Below are 18,533 nucleotides of genomic sequence, written 5' to 3'. Positions count from 1 at the left end.
GATGTCCGTCGTTCTCGACACCGCCGCGGTACCGTCCGCCGACCGTGCCGAGTACTGGCACGAGGTGCTCTCCCGCACCTTCATCCCGCTGGACGTGTCCCTGCTCGAATCCGCGCCCGCCCCCGCGACCGTCACCCGTCACCACCTGGGTGCCCTACAGGTCTCCCTGGTGGAGGCCGGCCCGCAGCGGGTCGTCCGCGGCGCGGGGCTCATCGCCGGTGGCGGGGAGGACCACGTCACGCTGGCGCTCCAGCACCACGGCACCGTCCGGCTGGACCAGGACGGCCGCCAGGTGCTGCTGGGCCCGGGCACCTTCGCCGTCTCCGACGCCGGGCGGCCGTTCGCGGTGGAACTGCACGAGGCCTTCGCGTTCACGGCCTTCCACTGGCCGCGGTCGGCGATGGGCGGGTCCGGCGAGGACCTGCGGGAGCTCACCGCGACGGTCTTCGACGCCGCCGACGGCACCGCGGCGCTGGTGGCCGCCTACCTGGAACGCCTCTCCCGGTCGGCCGGCTCGCTGGAGCCCGGTGTGGCCGGCCGGCTCGCCGCGACGGCGCTGGACCTGCTCGTCGTGCTCGCCCATGAGCGCCGGGGTCGGTTCGCCCCCGACGCGCCCGAGGCGGCCCTCGCCACCCTGGCCCGGGTGAAGGACTACATCCTGCGCCACCTGGGGGACCCGGATCTCGCGCCGGAGCGGATCGCCGCCGCACACCACGTGTCGGTGCGGTACCTGCACAAGCTCTTCCGGTTCGAGGACGTGACGGTGGCCCGCTGGATCCAGCGGCAGCGCCTGGCCATGTGCCGGCGGGACCTGGCCCGCCCGGCGGCGGCCAGGTCGACCGTGGCGGCGGTCGCGGGCCGTTGGGGGTTCGTGAGTGCCAGTCACTTCAGCCGGTCGTTCCGGGCGGCCTACGGAGTCTCCCCCCGTGAGTGGCAGGCGGGGCCGGTGACGGGCCGTGCGGCCGCCCGGGACGGGTCGACGGGGGCTGGTCACCTCTGAGTGCACCCCCGGTGTCGTCCGAGAGCGCCACGGGTGGGCACACCCGTGGCGCCGCTCAGGTGACCGGCGGTCGAATCCGGCCCGGGTGCGCGGACCGGCTCTGGGCGGTGCGTTGTCGGAACAGGCGGCAGGCCCGCGCATTCCTAGCCTGATGAGCGGCGCCGGACCACCCACGCCGAGGCCGGTCGCCGCCCTGCGTGAGCACGTACGGCGCCGGCCGTCCGGTCCGTGAACCACTGACGACCCGACTCCAAGGAGCCCAAGGAAAACCATGACCAGCCAACCGCGCCTGCACCAGCACAGCCCCGAGATCCAGAAGTTCGGCACCGTCACCCAGCTGCCGATCGCCCTGTCCCACGACGCCCGGCAGTACTCGTGCCAGCGGCTCAACCGCATCCTCGCCGACACCCAGTTCCTGTACGCGATGTACAAGAAGCACCACTGGGGCATGCGCGGGCCGACGTTCTACCAGCTGCACCTGCTCTTCGACAAGCACGCGCAGGAGCAGCTGGCCCTGGTGGACGTGCTCGCCGAGCGGGTGCAGAGCCTGGGCGGCGTCGCGGTGGGCGACCCCCGTCACGCCGCCGAGTTCACGTCCGTTCCGCGTCCGCCGGACGGTGTCGAGGACGTCCACGCGATGGTCTCGCGGCTCCTCGAAGCCCACGAGAGCATCCTCGCCGAGGCCCGGGACGCGGCCACCCGCACGGCGGAGCTCGGCGACGACGGCACCCAGGACCTGCTGGTCTCCCAGGTCATCCGTACGGCCGAGACCCAGGTCTGGTTCCTCGCCGAGCACCTGGTCGTCACCCCGCAGGCCGGGGCGTGAACGCCCGGGGCCGGGCCCGTCACGATGACGGGCCAGGCCCCGGCGTTCCCCGGCCCACCGGGTCCGAGCCTCAGCCGCGGTAGGTCTCCAGCAGGCGCAGCCACACCTCGCTGATGGTCGGATAGGCGGGCACCGCATGCCAGAGCCGGTGGAGCGGTACCTCCGCGGTGACGGCGATGGTCGCCGAGTGCAGCAGTTCCGCGACCCCGGATCCCGCGAAGGTCGCCCCCACCACGGTTTCCCGGTCCAGATCGATGACGGCCCTCGCCTGGCCGCGGTACCCGTCGGCGTACAGCGAGGCCCCCGCCACGTCGCCGAGCCGGTAGTCGACGGCGCGCACGCGCCGGCCGCTCGCCTCGGCCTCGGCGAGGGTCAGCCCGACCGAGGCGACCTCCGGGTCCGTGAACACCACCTGAGGCGCGCCGGCCCGGTCGGCGGTGGCGACACTGCGCCCCCACGGAGCGAGGTCGAGCTCACGGCCGGCCGCCCGGTCGGCGATCGCCGTGCCGAACAGCCGTCCCTGGTACTTGCCTTGATGAGTCAGCAGCGCGCGGTGGTTCACGTCGCCGGCGGCGTAGAGCCACCCGCCGGCCACGCCCACGGCGAGCCCGGTGTCGTCCACCTCGATCCAGTCGCCGGGTGCCAACCCGACCGTCTCCAGCCCCAGATCGCCGGTCGCGGGCCGCCGCCCGGTGGCGAACAGCACCTCGTCCACCCGCAGTGCGCCCCGTTCGCCGAGGTCCAGGACCACCTCGCCGTCACGTGCCAGGCCGCTCACCGGCACCCCGAACCGCACGTCCACACCGGACTCCTGAAGAGCGGCGGCGACCAGGTCGCCGACGAAGGGCTCCATCCGCGACAGCAGCCCCGACTCGCGGACGAGCAGGGTCACCTGGCTGCCCAGTGCGTGCCAGGCCGTGGCCATCTCCACCGCGACGGCTCCGCCGCCGACGACGGCCAGCCGGGCGGGCACCTGCCGCGCGCCGGTCGCCTCACGACTCGTCCACACGCCCGTCTGCTCGATCCCCGGCAGGTCGGGCACGGCGGCGCGAGTTCCGGTGCAGACCGCCACCGCGTGACGTGCCGTCAGGACGCGGCGGGTGCCGTCAGGACCGTCGACCAGCACGCGCCGCTCACCGTCCAGCCGGCCGTGCCCGCGGACCAGTGCTATCCCGGCGGATCCCAGCCAGGACACCTGACCGTCGTCCCGCCACCGGGACGCGAAGCCGTCGCGTCGCCGCAGCACCGCCTCGGCATCCAGCACACCCGTGATCGCCGCACGGGCGCCGGACAACCGCCGCGCGTCCCGCAGCGCGGCCGCCGGCCGGAGCATCGCCTTGCTCGGCATGCAGGCCCAGTACGAGCACTCGCCACCGACGAGTTCCCGCTCCACGATCGCCACACTCAGCCCGCCGGCCCTCGCGCGCTCGGCGAGGTTCTCCCCGGTCGGGCCGGCGCCCAGCACCACAACGTCGAACTCGTCGGTTCCACTCATCTGTCAGTCGTCTCCTCGTCATCGCGCGGACGTGCGCCGGTGGTTCCGGGCAGCGCGGCGCCGGTCGGGGCCGACGCTAGGCGGTTCGGCCGGCCGGGCGCTGTCCGGGTGTGCCCTGTGCTGTCCTCGCAGTGCACAGGAGTGTGGTTGCGGGCCGGCGGCGTGTTCGGCGGTCCCTATGCTTCGGGCACCGCGGAACGGTGCCGCGCACCCCTACGGCCATCGGCCACGCCCAGCAGGAGGAACGATGGAGCAGCAAATCGTCGGCGACAACGCGGAGAAGTCGCGTTTCGAGATCAGCGACGGCGGAGAGCTCGCCGGCTTCGCCGAGTACCACCGCTCCGGCGACGAGATCGCCTTCATCCACACCGAGATCGACCCGCGGTTCGAGGGCCGCGGACTGGGCGGTCGGCTGGCGCGCGCCGCGCTGGACGCGGCGCGCGGGCAGGAGCTCGCCGTCCTGCCCTACTGCCCGTTCATCCGCGGTTGGATCGTCAAGCACCCCGAGTACGCCGACCTGGTTCCGGCCTCCCACCGCGCGCGGTTCGGTCTCTGAGGCCCACGGACTCCGAGGCCCTCGAACGATTCGCGGTCGGCGCTCCCGGGGGTGTCGACGGGCTCGGGCCCCTGGACGGGGATCTCTCCAGGGGCCCGAGCCGATCGGGGGATCGCCCCCCGCCGTCACGCCGGTACGGGTGCATCGTCCGACAGCAAGCAGTGCGCTGACGGGCAAACCGGTCGGCTGGTGCCACCTAGCCTGACGGTGGCTCATGGCCGCTCCGCCACACCGAGGAGGCGGATCCATGACCCGCCTGGCGCGCGGTCGATCCGCGGAACATCCCGCGCCCCGACCTCTGCACCCGCCCGTCCCGCGCACCTTCCTCCCGGAGACCCCATGGCCTCACCGGCTGCCATAGAACTGTCCCGGTGGCAGTTCGCCGTCACGGCGATCTTCCACATGTCCTTCCCGGCCCTCACGGTCGGCCTCTCCGTCCTGCTCGCCGTCGTGCAGACCGTCTACGTGCGCACGGGCAATCCGCTCTACCAGCAGATCTTCCGGTTCTGGAAGAAGATCTTCGCGGTCGGCTTCGGTCTCGGCGTCGTCGCGGGCACCGTGATGACCTTCGAGTTCGGTCTCAACTGGGGCGTCTTCGCCCACGCGGTCGGACCCGTCATCGGCGTCACCATCGGCATGGAGGTCATCACGGCCTTCTTCCTGGAGGCCGGCTTCATCGGCGTCATGCTCTACGGCGAAGGCCGGGTCAGCCCGCGCACCATGGCCTTCGCCTCCTGGATGGTGGCCTTCGGCACCCTGCTGTCCACCACCTGGATCCTCTCCGCCAACAGCTGGATGCAGGATCCGGTCGGGTACACCGAGACGGCCGGTCAGTTCCAGGTGAGCGACTGGACCGAGGTCCTGCTCAACCCGGCCTTCACCTACCGCTTCCCGCACATGCTGCTGGCCGTGCTGATCAGCGCGAGCTGGTTCGTCGGCGGCATCTCCGCCTGGTTCCTGGTCCGGCGGCGCCGTGCCGCGCTGCCGTTCGCCCGCCGCTGCCTGTCGATCGCCCTCGGCGTGCTCGCCGTCCTGATGCCGATCCAGCTGTACGCGGGCGACGCCACCGCCATCTTCATGGGTGGGCACCAGCCCGCGAAGCTGCAGGCCTTCGAGGGGAACTGGCGCACCGACAACAACGGCTACAACCTCGTCGTCGTCCCCGACACCGACCAAGGCCGGAACGACCTGCGGATCACGGTTCCCCACCTGGGCGCGGTGATCGGCCGCGACCTCACCGGCGAGGCGCACGTGCCCGGCCTGCTGCAGACCCCGCCCGACCAGCGGCCCAACATGTGGAGCGCCTTCTACGGCTTCCGCGCCATGTACTTCGCCGCGCTCGCCATGTTCGCCACCGCGCTGGCCGGCCTGGTGCTGCGCCTGCGCGGGCGGCTGTTCGACTCCCGCCGCTTCCTGCGCTGGATGGTCTGGATGACACCGGCCGGTGTCATCGCCATCACCGGCGGCTGGATCACCGCCGAGACCGGGCGGCAGCCCTGGGTGGTGTACGGCAAGCTGCGCACCTCCGACGCGCTGTCCCAGCTGACCACCGCGCAGGCCGCGACCACCCTGACCGCCTTCGTGCTCCTCTACGCGACCCTGCTGGCCGTCTGGATCCGCTACATCGTCCGTACGGTCAAGGCCGGCCCCGCGACGCCCGCGGACGCGGCGGAGTCGACCCTCGGAACGGAGGCCACCGTTGCTTGAGTACGCCACCTACGCCCTGCTCCTGCTGTCGCTCGGCATGTACGTCGTCCTGGACGGCTACGACCTGGGCGTCGGGATGCTCAGCCTGTTCGCCGGAGGAGAGCGCCGGCGTGAGTACGGCGAGTTGATCGCCACCGCCTGGGACGCCAACGAGAGCTGGCTGGTGCTGGCCGGCGTCGTCCTGTGGGCCGGGCTGCCCGGCGTCTCCGCGACCGTGCTGCCGGGGGTCTACCTGCCGCTGACCGGCATGCTGCTCTCGATCATCCTGCGCGGCATGGGGCTGGAGTTCCAGAGCGCCGCCACCGGCTACCGGCGCGGCTGGGCCCTGCTGTTCGGCGCGGCGTCGCTCGCCGCGACCGCCTGCCAGGGCCTGGTGCTCGGCGGGGTGCTCTCCGGCCTGCGGCAGCACGGCGGTTCGTTCAGCGGCGGGGCCTTCGACTGGCTCACCCCCTACAGCGTGCTGTGCGCACTCGGCCTGGTGGTGCTCTACCTGCTGGCCGGCGCCGCCTGGCTGCAGGACAAGACCGAGGGCGCCGCCCGCGAGCGGGCGGGCCGGGCCGGGCGTCCGCTGCTGGCGGGTACGGCGGTGGCCGCGCTGATCCTCGGGTTCGGCCTGGAGGTCGCGGATCCGGAGCGGTTCCGGTTCGACGAGCCCGTGCGCGCGACGCTCTACTGGATCGCGGTCGCCGGTGCGGTCGCCTCGGGTGCGGTGGCCTGGCACGGCTTCGGGCGGCGGCCGGACTGGCGGCCCTTCGCCGGGGTGGTCGCGGCTCAGGTCTGCGGGCTGCTGGCGCTGGTGATCGCGACCTTCCCGGTGATCGTGCCACCAGGACTGACGCTTCACCAGGCCTCCAGTCCACTCGGCTCGCAGGCCTTCCTGGTGGTCGGCGTGGGACTGTGCATGCCCGTGGTGTTCGCCTACAACGGGTACGCGTGGTGGGCCTTCCGCGGCAAGTTCACGCAGGCGCCCGAGGCGCCGCTCGCCCCGCTCCGGGTACGCACGCGTCCGTCCCGCCGGGTCCCGGTCGAGCCGAGCGGCTTCGTGCTCGCCGTTCGGCGCACCGTGCTCACCGTGCTGGGCGTCGGGCTGGCGGCGATGTCCCAGGACGTCTTCGGGGGCGTCGCCGCCTGGATCGACCCCGTGGGCATCGCCCTGCTGTCGGGGACGGCCCTGATCGCCTGGATCGTCGGCGACCGGCGCGACCAGCGGGACGGGGTCTTCGACCTCGATCCCGCCGACCCGGACTCCGAGCAGGTCAAGACGTGAGCACATCGACCGCCCTGCTGGCCGAACTCGGCGATGAGCGGGACCGGGGACACGGCGATGACGTGTCGGCCCGGCTGCACGCGTGGGCCGCACCCGGCCGCAGCGAGCTGCGGTGGGCGGGCCTGCTGCGGGGACTGGCCCAGCTGGGCACCGTGCTCTCGGCGGCCGGCCTGGCCTGGGCCGCCCAGAGCGGGCTCACCACCCAGCACGGCGAGCGGATCGCGGCGCGGGTCCTGCCGGCCGCCGGGCTCGTCGCGGCGGGCCTGGCGGTCCGAGCCGTGCTGCTGTCCAGCGCCGACGCGGCCGCCGCGCGCGGGGCCTGCCGGGTACGCGCGGCGCTGCGCGGGCGCCTGCTCGCCGCCGCGCTACCCGCGCGTGGCCCCGCCCGCACCGGCCCCGGCGATGCCGCCCTCGCCGAGTCCATGACCGGCGAGGTCGCCAGGCTGACCGAGTGGCTCACCGAGTACGTCCCCGCGCGCACCACCATGCTGCTCGGCAGCGGCTTGGTGCTCGCCGCGATCGCGGTCCGCAGCTGGTTCGTGGCGCTGATCCTGGTCGTCGCCACCCCGCTGCTGCCGGCCAACCTCAAGGTCATCGGGCTGGGCACGCAGGCCGCCGTCCACGCACAGCTCACGGCGGTGCGCCGGCACGGCGCCCGCCTGCTCGACCAACTGCGCGGCCTGCCCACCCTGATCGGCCTGGGTGCGCGGGAGACGGCCGCGACCGCCCTGCGGGAGGATGACGAGGAACTGGCCCGCCGCACCCAGGCGGTGCTGCGGGTCGCCTTCCTCTCCACCGCCTGGATCGAGCTGCTGATCACCGGCACCCTCGCCGTGGTGGCGACCTACTGCGGACTGGTGCTGCTCGACTACCTCCGACTGCCGCTGGTACCGGGCCAGATGAGCCTGGCCACCGCACTCTTCGTGCTGGTGCTCACCCCCGCCTACTTCGCCCCCGCCCGTGACCTGGCCCGCGGCTACCACGCCCGCGCCGAGGCCCGCGCCGCGGCTGAGCTGATCGACGGGATCCTCGGCAGCTCCGGCGGCGAGGACGAGGACGGGCACCCGCCCGTCCCCGCCCGGCGCGGTGGCGGTGCCGTCGGCGTACGTCTGAACCATGTGACGGTCCGTCACCCCGACCGCTCGGCCCCGGCCCTGGACGATGTGAGCCTCGACCTCGCCCCGGGTGTCTTCCTCGCCGTCACCGGGCCGAGCGGCGCGGGCAAGTCGACGCTGCTCGCCGTCGCCGCGGGTCTGACCGCACCCACCGCCGGAACCGTCGCCCACCAGCAGGACGGCATCCTCCGGCCGGCGTCCCCCGCCTCGGTCGCCTGGGTCGGCCAGCCCGCGCACCTGCTGCCCGGAACCGTCCGCGACAACCTGCTCCTCGCCCGGCCCGACGCCACCGACGCGGACCTCACCGCCGCCTTCCACGCGCTCGGCTTCGGCGACCTGCTCGCCGGTCTGCCCAGCGGGCTGGACACCCCGGCCGGCGAGCGGGGGAGCGGACTCTCCTCCGGCCAGTCCCAGCAACTGGCCCTGGTGCGGGCACTGTTGAGGGACGCGCCACTGCTCTGCCTGGACGAGCCCACTGCCCACCTCGACCCGGTGGCGCAGGCCCGCGTGGTCGCGGCGCTGCGCACCCTGACGTGCGGTCGGACCGTGCTGCTCGCCACCCACAGTCCCGAGCTGCTCCCGCTCGCGGACCGGACGATCGCCCTGGACCGGGGGAGGACGCGATGAGCGCCTGGCGACTGCTGCGCCACTCCATGCCCCGCCGCGACCTGGTCGCCGGCATCCTGCTGGCCGCGGCGGCGGAACTGAGCGCCGCGGCCCTGCTGGGACTGTCCGGCTGGTTCCTGGCGACCTGCGCGCTGGTGACGCTGCTGGCCAACACCACCTGGTCGTGGATGTACCCGTCGGGCGCGGTCCGCGTCCTGGCCCTGGCACGCACCGCACTGCGCTACCTCGAACGGCTGGCCGGCCACCGGGTCGTCCTCGGCACGACCGTGGCCCTGCGCGGCCGCCTGGTCAGGGGCGCGGGCGAACTGAGCGCGCGCGAGCTGCGCGCCCAACGGGACGGAACACTGCTCGACAGGCTGACCACCGACGTGGAGACGGTCGCCGGACTGCCCGCCCAGGTCGTCGCGCCACTCGTCGGCACTGCCGTGACCACGGTGCTGGTGGAGGTGCTGCTGCTCCGGGCGAGCCCGGCGCTCGGCGCCGCCGAGCTCGCCGTCCTCGCCGCCGGTGGCTGGTGGGCGGTGCGCACCAGCCACCGGGCCCGACGGCACCTCGCGGCCGCCGCCGCCGCGCGGGCCGGTGCGCGGACGGACCTGATCGCCGCCCGGGCCGCCTTCGACGAACTGCGCTGTCTGGACGCGGTGACGCGGGCCGGCGGCGTCGTCGCGGCGGCGCAGGAACGCGAGGAGGCGGGCACCGCCGCGGCGGCGGCCGAGCAGCGGCTGGGCCGCCTGGGCCTGCGGCTGCTCGCCGCGCTCGGCCAGGGCCTCGCCCTGCTGCTCGGCCTGCGGCTGGGTGCCCGGCCGCAGCCGGTGGCCGACGTCGTCGGCGAGGTGCTGCTGCTCGCGGCGGTGTGGGAGCTGCTGGACCGCCTTCCCCAGCTGCTCCGGGAGCTGACCGCCGGCCAGGACGCGGCCGCACGTCTCGCCCCGTTCACCGTGACCGCCACCGACCGGCCGCCGCACGCGGCGACGAGCGCAGTCGCTGCTCTCGACGTGCTGGACCTGCCCGCCGGCAACGACGGGCGGCTCCTCTCGTTCACCGTCCGGGGTCCCGGGACGGTCGTCGTCACAGGGCCCAACGGCAGCGGAAAGTCCACGCTCCTGGGTCAGTTGGCCGGACGACTGCCGACTGCCTCCGGACAGGTGCGACTGGGCGCAGCCCCTGTCACGGAGCTGCCCGCCGACGTGGTCGCCGACGTGGTCACCCTGGTCGAGGCCGACGACTGGCTCGCCGACACGACCATCGTGGCCAACCTGTGCCTGGCCGCACCGCTTGCCGACCCGGAGCGGCTCCGCGCGGCACTGGCGGCGGTCGGGCTCGGTTCCCTGCCCCTGGACACCCCGGTCGGCCCCGCCGGCCGCGCACTGTCCCAGGGACAGCGGCGCCGCCTCGCCATCGCCCGAGCGATCCTGCGCCGCCCGCGCATCCTGCTGCTCGACGAACCCACCGCCGGACTCGACCGGCCGACCGCCGAGGCGCTGCTGCGCGAGCTGCGCCGGGCGCTGCCGGACTCGGCGCTGGTACTGGCCCTGCAGGACCAGGACGTCGGGCTGCTCCCGTGGCACCCGGATGCCGCCGTCGATCTGGGCGACCACCGGATGGCCGACCACCGGATGGCCGACCACCGGATGGCCGACCACCGGATGGCCGGAGCACCGGGACGACCTGGGTGAGCCGCAGCCCGGCGGTCCCGCGGAGGTGTTCCGGCAGCAATGTCGGTGATTCAGGTCGTGTCCGGTCCGGTCTCCGTGACGGTGACCGGACCGGGTGGTGCTCCGGGGGTTTCACACCGCAGTCCCGGCTTGGGTGGCACTGTCCGGGAGAGCCACATCTGGATTGCTCCCGCTGTCGTGGCCGCGTGCTCCTCGAGGATCGAGTGGTGGTCACCTGGGACTTCGCCGGCTTGCAGGCGCAGTGTCGGAACGGTCGTCTCCCCCTGCCAGTCCAGGAAGATGCGTGCGTACGCGCCCATTGCCGCGAGAGCGGGTTCGTCGAGCCTGATCGCGCTGCGGACCGGCAGTTCGGTGAGCCATTCCTCGTCCCGGACGGGGTGGGTGTCCACCAGCACCACCGCCTCGGCGCCGACTCGCTCCGCGACGGCTTGCGCGACCAGGCCGCCGGTGGAGCGGCCCAGCAGCACCACCGGTCGGTCGAACCGCTTGATCGAGGCGGCATGTGTCCGGACCAGGGCCTCCACGTCCTCCGGCACGGGGCCACCCTGGTAGCCCGGGTGCGGGAGCACCCACATGCCCGGCAGGTGCCGGGCCAGGAGGCCGTACTCGCCGGGGGGTGAGGCGAAGGCGGGGAAGCAGACGATCGCCGGGCCTTCGCCGCCGCTGAGTCTCTGCGGGGCGGCGGAAGGGAGCTCCGCCGCCGACGGCAGCGCCCACGACGCGGAGACGAGAAGGTGCATGGCCTCTTGAGGGCGGCCCAGCTCACACAGCTTGCGGTACAGGTACGCGAGCGTTCCCGGGGGCGGCGGCGGGCGGAGCTGCTCGGCCAGGGCTCTGGGCGTGGCGGATTCGAACACCACCGTGGCGGGGAGGCGCAGGCCGGTCCGTCCCTCCAGGCGGTTGCGCAGTTCGATCGAGGTCAGCGAGTCGAAGCCGAGGTCGAGGATCGGGGTGTCCGGATGCACGTCCGGGTAGCTCAGCACGGCGGCGACCTCGGCGCACACCATCTCCAGTACGTCGGTCGGCGGGGTCGGTTCCGGCGTGCTCCGGGTCTTCGGCCGGGGCGGGCGGTCGAACGCGATCGGGACCAGGACCGGCTCGTCGGTGCCCAGCGCGGCCTCCAGGAGTGCCACGCCCTCGGCGGGCGTGAGGGGCAGGAGGCCGGGATCGGCGGTCCGGTCGGCCATCATTCCGACCGTCCACGGGCCCCAGGCCAGGGAGAGAGCGGGGAGCCCCAGTCGCCGCCGGTGGCGAGCGAGCTCGTCCAGGTAGCTGTTGGCCGCCGCGTAGTTGGCCTGTCCGGCGTGACCGAGCACGCCGGCCGCCGAGGAGAACAGCACGAAGGCGTCCAGTTCCAGGTGCTCGGTCAACTCATGCAGATGCCAGGCTGCTTCGGCCTTGGGGCGCCACACCGTTTCCATCCGTGCCGGGGTCATCGACGCCAGGATCCCGTCGTCGAGCACTCCGGCGGTGTGCACGACGGCCCGCAGGTCCTCGATCGAGTCGACCAGCGCGGCCAGTGCCTCCCGGTCGGTGACGTCCAGACGCGTCTCACCGCTGCGGCCGGCGACCACGACTGGCACCCCCTTGTCCCGCAGATGGTCGGCAACCGCCTGGCCCAGCGCGCCGCCACCGGTGACCAGGACGGTCCCTCGCCAGGTGAAGGCGCCGCCCGGCACCGGGACCAGCTCCGGGCGTTCGGACACGATCTCCGTCCGCCCATCGCCGATTTCGGCCAGGGTGAACCGGCCGGGATGCTCCGTCTGCGCGACCCGGACCAGGCCGGCCACCGCCGCTCCGGCCAGGTCTGCCGGCCGTACCAGAACGGTGAGGTGCTCGTGATCGGCCTGCAGCTCCCGCAGCGCGAGCGCCAGGGCGTCGGGCGCGCCGCCCGACGGCACTTCGAGGACCCGGCCGCGCGGCTCGCCGGGGGTCCGCTGCCACTCCGGGCGCAACAGCGTGCCCCGGCCGGTTCCGGTCGCCCGCACGGTGAATGATTCGACGTACGCCACCGGCCGACCCGTCTGATCGGTCACGGCGATCCGCCCCGCACGGATGCGGACGCGCAACGCCGTGGCGCCGCGCGCCAGCAGGTGCACGCCGCGCAGGGCGAACGGCACTCCGTCGCCGAGCAGGCGTGCCGGGTGCAGCGCCGCGTCGAACAGGGCGGGGTGCAGCCCGAACCGCCCTGCGTCCGGGAACTCCCCGCGCACCTCGCCGAAGAGTTCGTCGCCGCGGCGCCACATCCGGTTCAGCCCGCGGAACGCGGGTCCGTAGTCGGCGTGCTCGACTTCGAGCTGCTCGGCGTCCGGCGGGGGCCACTCACCGATGTCCACCTGCGGCGCGGGCCGGGAGGTCAGTCGGCCGCCGGCACAGCGGACTCCGTCGGCGTGCACCTCGAACGGCCGTGCGCCGTCGGACTCGGGGCGGACGACGATCTCGGCCCGCCGTGTCTGCGGCAGGAGCATCGGCGTGTGCAGGACCAGTTCGTCGATGGTGTCGCAGCCGGCCCGCTCCCCGGCGTACAGCACCAGCTCCACGATCGCCGTGGCGGGCACGATCGCCGTTCCGTCGACGACATGGTCGCGCAGCCACACCGGGCTGAGGTCGGCGATGCACACCACCTCACCGGAGCCGGGCACGATGACGGTCGACTCGATCAACGGGTGCTCGGCGGCGCGGTCGAGCCAGTAGCGCTGCCGCTGGAAGGCTCTGGTGCCCCGCAGCCGGGTCGCCGCCTGCTCGGGGTCGGTGGTGGAGATGACCCCCTCGACGACCGCGGCCAGCGTGTTGCCCGGACCCAGTTCGACCAGGGCGGCGCCGTCGACCATGGCCACGTGGTCGGCGAAGCGGACCGTCTCGCGCACGTGCCGCACCCAGTACTCCGGATCGTCCGGGCGGGCGCCGATGACCGGAATGAGCGGTGGATGGTACGTCAGGCTCCGTGTCACCCGCGCGAACTCGGCCAGGACGGGTTCCATGAGAGGGGAGTGGAAGGCGTGGCTGACGGTGAGCCGCGTGGCCTGCTCGAACTCGGCGGCGACGGCCAGCACTTCCTCCTCCGGGCCGGACACGACGACCGAGTCCGGTCCGTTGACGGCCGCGATCGAGGTGCGCGGAGTGAGCCGGATCTCGCTCTCGGCGGCCCGGACGGCGACCATGGCGCCTCCCGCCGGCAGTTCGCGCATGAGCCGCCCGCGGGCGGTGACCAGTCTCGCCGCGTCCGGCAGGGACAGGACGCCCGCCACGTGAGCCGCCGCGATCTGCCCGGCCGAGTGCCCGATCAGCGCGTCCGGGCGGTATCCCCAGGACTCCAACAGGCGGAACAGCGCCACCTCGTAGGCGAACAGAGCCGCCTGGGCGAAGTCCGTCCGGTGCACCAGGTCGGTGTCGATCGCCGTTCGCAGCTCCGGATCCAGCTGGGCGCACGCCTGCTCGAACGCCGCGGCGAACACCGGGTACCGGGCGGCCAGGTCCCGTCCCATGCCGGGCCGCTGCGCGCCCTGCCCCGGGAAGAGGTACGCCAGCCGCAGCTGCTCGTACTCCTCGACGATCACGTGCGCGTTGGTGCCCGAGATACCGAAGGCCGATACGCCGGCCCGGCGCGGACGGTCCCGCGACGGCCAGGGCGTCGGCTCGGTGACCAGGCGGAGCGCACCGGCGGACCAGTCGACGTGCGGGCTGGGCTCGTCGACGTTCAGCGTGGCGGGCAGGGTGCGGTGCCGCATCGCCATCACGGTCTTGATCACGCCCGCGACCCCGGCGGCGGCCTGGGTGTGCCCGAGGTTGGACTTGACGGTGCCGACCAGGACGGGATCCGCACGGTCCTGGCCGTAGGTGGCGAGCAGCGCGGCCGCCTCGATCGGGTCGCCCAGGGCGGTGCCGGTTCCGTGGGCTTCGACCACGTCCACCTCGGCGCCGCTCAGCCCGGCATCGGCCAGCGCCTGCTGGATCACGGCCGCCTGGGCCGGGCCGCTGGGCGCCGTGAGGCCGTTGGACGCCCCGTCCTGGTTGACCGCCGAGCCCCGCAGCAGGGCCAGGATCGGGTGACCGCCCCGCACCGCGTCGCTGACCCGCTCAAGGACCAACAGCCCCACCCCCTCCGACCAGGCCGTGCCGTCGGCCGCCGCCGAGAACGGCTTCACGTGTCCGTCCGGGGCCAGGGCGCGCTGCCGGCTGAACGCCACGAAGCTGTCCGGCGTGGCCATGACGGTCGCGCCGCCGGCCAGGGCCAGGTCGCACTGGCCGGCCCGGAGGGAGTCGGCCGCCAGGTGCAGGGTGACCAGCGAGGAGGAGCAGGCCGTGTCCAGGGTGAGCGCCGGCCCGTGCAGGCCCAGGCCGTAGGCGATCCGGCCGGAGGCCACGCTTCCCGCCGCGCCCAGTGCGATCTGGGACTCCAGCGGGTGCGGCGTGCCCAGGAAGCGGCCGGCGTAGTCGTTGTACATCAGTCCGACGAACACGCCGGTGGCGGTGCCCCGCACCGACTCGGGCGCGATTCCGGCGCGTTCGAGCGCTTCCCAGGCCGTCTCCAGCAGCAGGCGCTGCTGCGGGTCGGTGGCCAAGGCCTCGCGCGGCGACATCCGGAAGAACCCGGCGTCGAAGTCGGCCGCGCCGGTCAGGAAGCCACCGCGCGTGACGTAGCTGGTGCCCACGTGGTCGGGGTCGGGGTCGAACAGCTCGTCCAGCGGCCAGCCCCGGTCGGTGGGGAAGTCCGTGATGGTGTCCTGTCCGGCGGCGACCACCCGCCAGAGGTCTTCGGGGCTGTTGATGTCCCCGGGGTAGCGGCAGGCCATGCCCACGATCGCGATCGGCTCGGTGGCCTTGCGAGCGGGCGGCGGTGGGCCGGCGGCCCCGCCGGCGAGGTGGTCGGCCACCGCGCGGGGCGTGGGGTGGTCGAACACCAGGGACGGCGGCAGTGCGACACCCAGCTCCGCGCCCAGCCGGTCCCGCAGTCGCACCGTGCCGAGCGAGTCCAGACCGGCTTCGGCGAACGGCTGGTCCGCGGCGGGGGAGCGGCCGGTGATCCCCGCGGTCTCGCGTCGGACGACGTCGAGCAGGTAGTGGAACCGGAGCCGTTTGCGCACCGGCTTGCCCGAGGAGGTCTGCGGAATCCGGCTGACCGGGCGGATTCCCTCCGGCACCCGGTGCGGTGGCAACCGGCGGCGGCAGAAGGCGAGCAGCGTCGCCGGATCCACGTCGCCCACGACGTAGGCGACCGGCACCTCACCGAGCACCGCATCGGGCTCACCCGCCACGGCCACCTCCCGGACGCCCGGGCAGCGGGCCAGCACCTGCTCGATCTCGGCCGGGTGGATGTTCTCCCCGCCCCGGATGATCACTTCGCCGGCGCGCCCGGTCACCACCAGACGACCGCCCTCCTCGCGGCCGAGGTCCCCGGTGGCGTGCCACCGATCGGCACCGGGCATCCGCAGGTGGATCTCACCGTTCACGAACCGGGTGTCGATCCCGGGCAGCACAACGCCGTCGACGGCGATCTTGCCGGACGTCTCCGTGCTGCCGTAGCCGTCGTGCAGCTCATGGCCGCACCTGCGGCGGAACCGGGCCCGCAGCTCCTCCGGCAGCGGCGCCCCGGCCGACAGGCACCGCAACGGCAACGCGGCGCCGGCGTCCAGGAGCTGGGTGAAGACCGTCGGCACGCCGCCCAGTGCGGTGAACGGTGTCCGGCGCAGCAGGGCGGCAGCCGCGTCCGCGGTGAAACGGTCCATGACGTATGCGCTCGCGCCCAGGGCCAGAACGCCCACCACGCACATGGAATGCCCGAAGGCGTGGAACAGCGGCAGCGGCCACAGCAGGTGGTCGTCGCCGGACATGCCCAGGAGCCCGCGGTAGGCGTGATCGGCCGACCTGAGCCAGGTGCCCTGGGCCGACAGCACGCCTTTCGGGTCCCCGGTGGTCCCGGAGGTGTAGTGGAGCCAGGCGGGGGCATCCGGTTCAAGGTCGTCACGCGGCGGCGCGCCGGCGGGCGCGAGCAGGTCGTCCACGGTCACCGCACGGACTCCGGCCACCCGCCGGACCTGCGCCAGGTGTTCGCGGTCGGTGACCACCAACCCGGCACCGCTGTCCTCCAGCCGGAACCGGAGCTCGTCGTCGCCGCTTCGCGGGTCGAGCAGGACGCCCACCGCGGACGCACGGCAGACGCCGAGCGTGGCCGTGACAGCAGGCACCCCGCTGCCCAGACACAGCGCCACCCGACTGCCGCGATCGACACGGAGGTTGCCGGCCACCCGGGCGGTGCGGTCCGCGAGGTCACCGTAGCCCACCGCGTCATCGGCATCGGCAAAGGCGATCTTGTCTTCGAGATCCATCGCGTGACGGAGGATCAGTTCCTGCACCTTGCACCTCGGTAGTCGCTTACGGCGGTCGGCTGAAGTCGGGCATCGGGGTTCTGCTCGCCGGTCGGCTGCGGACTCCGCACTATCGGCGACAGCAGGCATCTGCGCTGTTGCCGGTCGGGGGTGACCGGTCGCGTCAAAGGTTCTACAGCACACCCCGGACTCCCCGGGCCGTCCGGCGTGCTCGGACCGGCGCGGCTTAACGGCGCCCGGCATTGCCTGCCCGCCGCCCGACACCGCTAAGCGGATAGTTCATCCGATTGTGTGCTACCGTCCCAGCAAGCGGATGAACTATCCGAATATCTGGGTGGAGGTGCACATGGTGAAGACGGCTGTGGTCACGGCGGGGACGGCCGGCATCGGGCTGGAGACGGCCCTGGGACTGGCCGGCGCCGGGTTCTCGGTCACCGTGGTCGGACGCAACGCCGACCGTGGTGCCCGGGCGGTCGACCGGATCAACGCAACGAACCCGGCGCATCCCGGACGGTTCCTGCCCGCCGACCTCGGCTCGCTCGACCAGGTGCGCGCGCTCGCCGACCGGATCGCCGCCGAGCACGCCGCCTCCGGCGACCCGCTGACCGTGCTGGTCAACAACGTGGGGGCGATGTTCCCGCAGCGACGGACCCTGGATGGCATCGAAGCGTCCTTCGTCGTCAACCACCTCTCGCCGTACCTGCTGACGGAACTGCTGCTGCCCACGCTGACAGGCGGGGCGCCGAGCAGGATCGTGAACGTGACCTCGGGCGCGGTCGGGCTCGCGAAGAAGGTCTTCGACGCCGTCGAGCCGCCCGGCGGCTACTACGGCTTCCACTGGTACGGCCGCGCCAAGCTCGCCAACCTCGCCTACACGCTCGACCTGGCGAACCGACTGAAGGGCACGGCCGCCTCCGTCTTCGCCGCCGACCCGGGAGGCGCCGCGACCGACATGACCAACGGCACCATGACCGACCCGCGGATCGTCTCACCGGCCCTACGGCTACTGTGGCCGCTGGTGCGCCGCAAGTTCGAACGCTCCACCTCGGGTCCGGCGTCCGTGGCTGCCCGGCCCTCGATCGTCGCCGCCACCGACGAAGCCCTCGCGGGCCGGACCGGCGTCGTCATCGGGGCCCAGGCGCACCCGGTGGCGCCGCTGCGCGCAGCGACCGACCCCCGCATCGTCCGGGACGTGCGCCGGCTCAGTGAACGGTGCGCACCTCTCACCGTCACCTGACCAGCCAGGCGGTGCGAGTGCCGTCGGGGGCATCATCCGGATGGAGAATCCGGTTATCATGTCCCCCATGACGATGCCCCTGCGCAAGGACGCGGCCCGCAACTGGGAACGGATCGTCGCGGTCGCCCGTGCCCTGGTCGACCAGGGCACACCCCTGCAGCTGAACGACGTCGCCGGCCGCGCCGGACTCGGAGTCGGCACCGTCTACCGGCACTTCGCGACCCCCGAGGCGCTGCTGGAGACCGTCGCCACCCCCTGCCTGGAAGCCCTGGCCGACCACGGCCGGCAAGCTCTGACCGGCACCGACCCCTGGCGCGCCCTCGAAGGCTTCCTGTTCCGCACCGTCGAAGCGCAGGTCACCGACGCGTCCCTCGCCCCGGTCGCCGCGGCAGCCGCCGACGCCCTGCCGCGCACCACGGAGCTCAAAGAGACACTTCGGTCGGTCGGCACCGCACTCCTCGGCCGGGCTCGCGATGCCGGAGCGGTCCGACGCGACCTGACCGCCACCGACCTCGTCCCGCTCATGTGCGGCATCGCCTACGCCGTCAACGTCCACGGCGGCACACCCGCCGACCGGATCGACACCGCGCGCCGCTACCTGGCCACACTCCTCGAAGGACTGCACGCCACGCCCCAGCACGCGTGAGAACACCACCCGCGCACCAACCGGGGTGATCCGCACCTGCCGCCACGACCCTCCC

At 73.6% G+C, this 18,533-nt stretch carries 11 protein-coding genes; 9 read left to right on the top strand and 2 right to left on the bottom strand.

Features of this window, described 5'->3' with window-relative positions; genetic code table 11:
• Position 1 precedes the first annotated feature (1 nt).
• Together ABTY61_RS16850 and ABTY61_RS16845 are read left to right on the top strand one after the other, a co-directional pair.
• Positions 2-1,000, top strand: a complete 999-nt coding sequence (locus ABTY61_RS16850) for an AraC-like ligand-binding domain-containing protein (protein WP_350505751.1) — start codon at positions 2-4, stop codon at positions 998-1,000.
• Positions 1,001-1,271: 271 nt separating this feature from the next.
• Positions 1,272-1,826, top strand: a complete 555-nt coding sequence (locus tag ABTY61_RS16845; protein WP_350505750.1) for a Dps family protein — start codon at positions 1,272-1,274, stop codon at positions 1,824-1,826.
• Positions 1,827-1,896: 70 nt separating this feature from the next.
• Here ABTY61_RS16845 and ABTY61_RS16840 read toward each other — a convergent pair whose 3' ends face one another.
• Positions 1,897-3,321: a dihydrolipoyl dehydrogenase family protein gene (locus tag ABTY61_RS16840; protein WP_350505749.1), complete on the bottom strand. Its 1,425-nt coding sequence runs from the start codon at positions 3,319-3,321 to the stop codon at positions 1,897-1,899.
• Positions 3,322-3,568: 247 nt separating this feature from the next.
• Here ABTY61_RS16840 and ABTY61_RS16835 point away from each other — a divergent pair, with 247 nt between their 5' ends.
• The 5 genes from ABTY61_RS16835 (at position 3,569) to ABTY61_RS16815 (ending at position 10,269) form a co-directional block, all read left to right on the top strand.
• Positions 3,569-3,877 (top strand): GNAT family N-acetyltransferase, encoded by a 309-nt coding sequence (locus ABTY61_RS16835; RefSeq protein ID WP_350505748.1) that lies wholly within the window; start codon positions 3,569-3,571, stop codon positions 3,875-3,877.
• A gap of 339 nt (positions 3,878-4,216) precedes the next feature.
• Positions 4,217-5,584 (top strand): cytochrome ubiquinol oxidase subunit I, encoded by a 1,368-nt coding sequence (locus ABTY61_RS16830; protein ID WP_350505747.1) that lies wholly within the window; start codon positions 4,217-4,219, stop codon positions 5,582-5,584.
• Positions 5,577-6,851, top strand: a complete 1,275-nt coding sequence (locus ABTY61_RS16825) for a cytochrome d ubiquinol oxidase subunit II (RefSeq protein WP_350505746.1) — start codon at positions 5,577-5,579, stop codon at positions 6,849-6,851. The genes ABTY61_RS16830 and ABTY61_RS16825 overlap by 8 nt, the downstream gene beginning before the upstream one ends.
• Complete coding sequence (locus ABTY61_RS16820; RefSeq protein ID WP_350505745.1) at positions 6,848-8,593, top strand: ABC transporter ATP-binding protein/permease; 1,746 nt, start codon at positions 6,848-6,850, stop codon at positions 8,591-8,593. The genes ABTY61_RS16825 and ABTY61_RS16820 overlap by 4 nt, the downstream gene beginning before the upstream one ends.
• Positions 8,590-10,269 (top strand): ATP-binding cassette domain-containing protein, encoded by a 1,680-nt coding sequence (locus ABTY61_RS16815; RefSeq protein WP_350505744.1) that lies wholly within the window; start codon positions 8,590-8,592, stop codon positions 10,267-10,269. Before ABTY61_RS16820 ends, ABTY61_RS16815 begins: the two co-directional genes overlap by 4 nt.
• A gap of 50 nt (positions 10,270-10,319) precedes the next feature.
• On the opposite strand, the gene ABTY61_RS16810 is transcribed toward ABTY61_RS16815, so the two are convergent.
• Entirely contained in the window at positions 10,320-16,595 is a 6,276-nt protein-coding gene (locus ABTY61_RS16810; RefSeq protein WP_350505743.1) for a beta-ketoacyl synthase N-terminal-like domain-containing protein, read from the bottom strand.
• A 346-nt stretch (positions 16,596-16,941) separates the two neighbouring features.
• On the opposite strand from ABTY61_RS16810, the gene ABTY61_RS16805 reads away from it, so the two are divergent.
• Together ABTY61_RS16805 and ABTY61_RS16800 are read left to right on the top strand one after the other, a co-directional pair.
• The gene (locus ABTY61_RS16805; RefSeq protein WP_350505742.1) at positions 16,942-17,832 is read left to right on the top strand and encodes an SDR family NAD(P)-dependent oxidoreductase; all 891 of its coding nucleotides are present in this window, start codon (positions 16,942-16,944) and stop codon (positions 17,830-17,832) included.
• A gap of 67 nt (positions 17,833-17,899) precedes the next feature.
• Entirely contained in the window at positions 17,900-18,478 is a 579-nt protein-coding gene (locus ABTY61_RS16800; protein WP_350505741.1) for a TetR/AcrR family transcriptional regulator, read from the top strand.
• Positions 18,479-18,533 lie beyond the last annotated feature (55 nt).

Source organism: Kitasatospora sp. NPDC096128 (genome assembly GCF_040303105.1).
In the GTDB taxonomy this organism is placed as follows: Bacteria; Actinomycetota; Actinomycetes; order Streptomycetales; family Streptomycetaceae; genus Kitasatospora.
The sequence above is the reverse complement of the archived record's forward strand: the minus strand, read 5'-3'. Positions and strand labels throughout refer to the sequence as shown.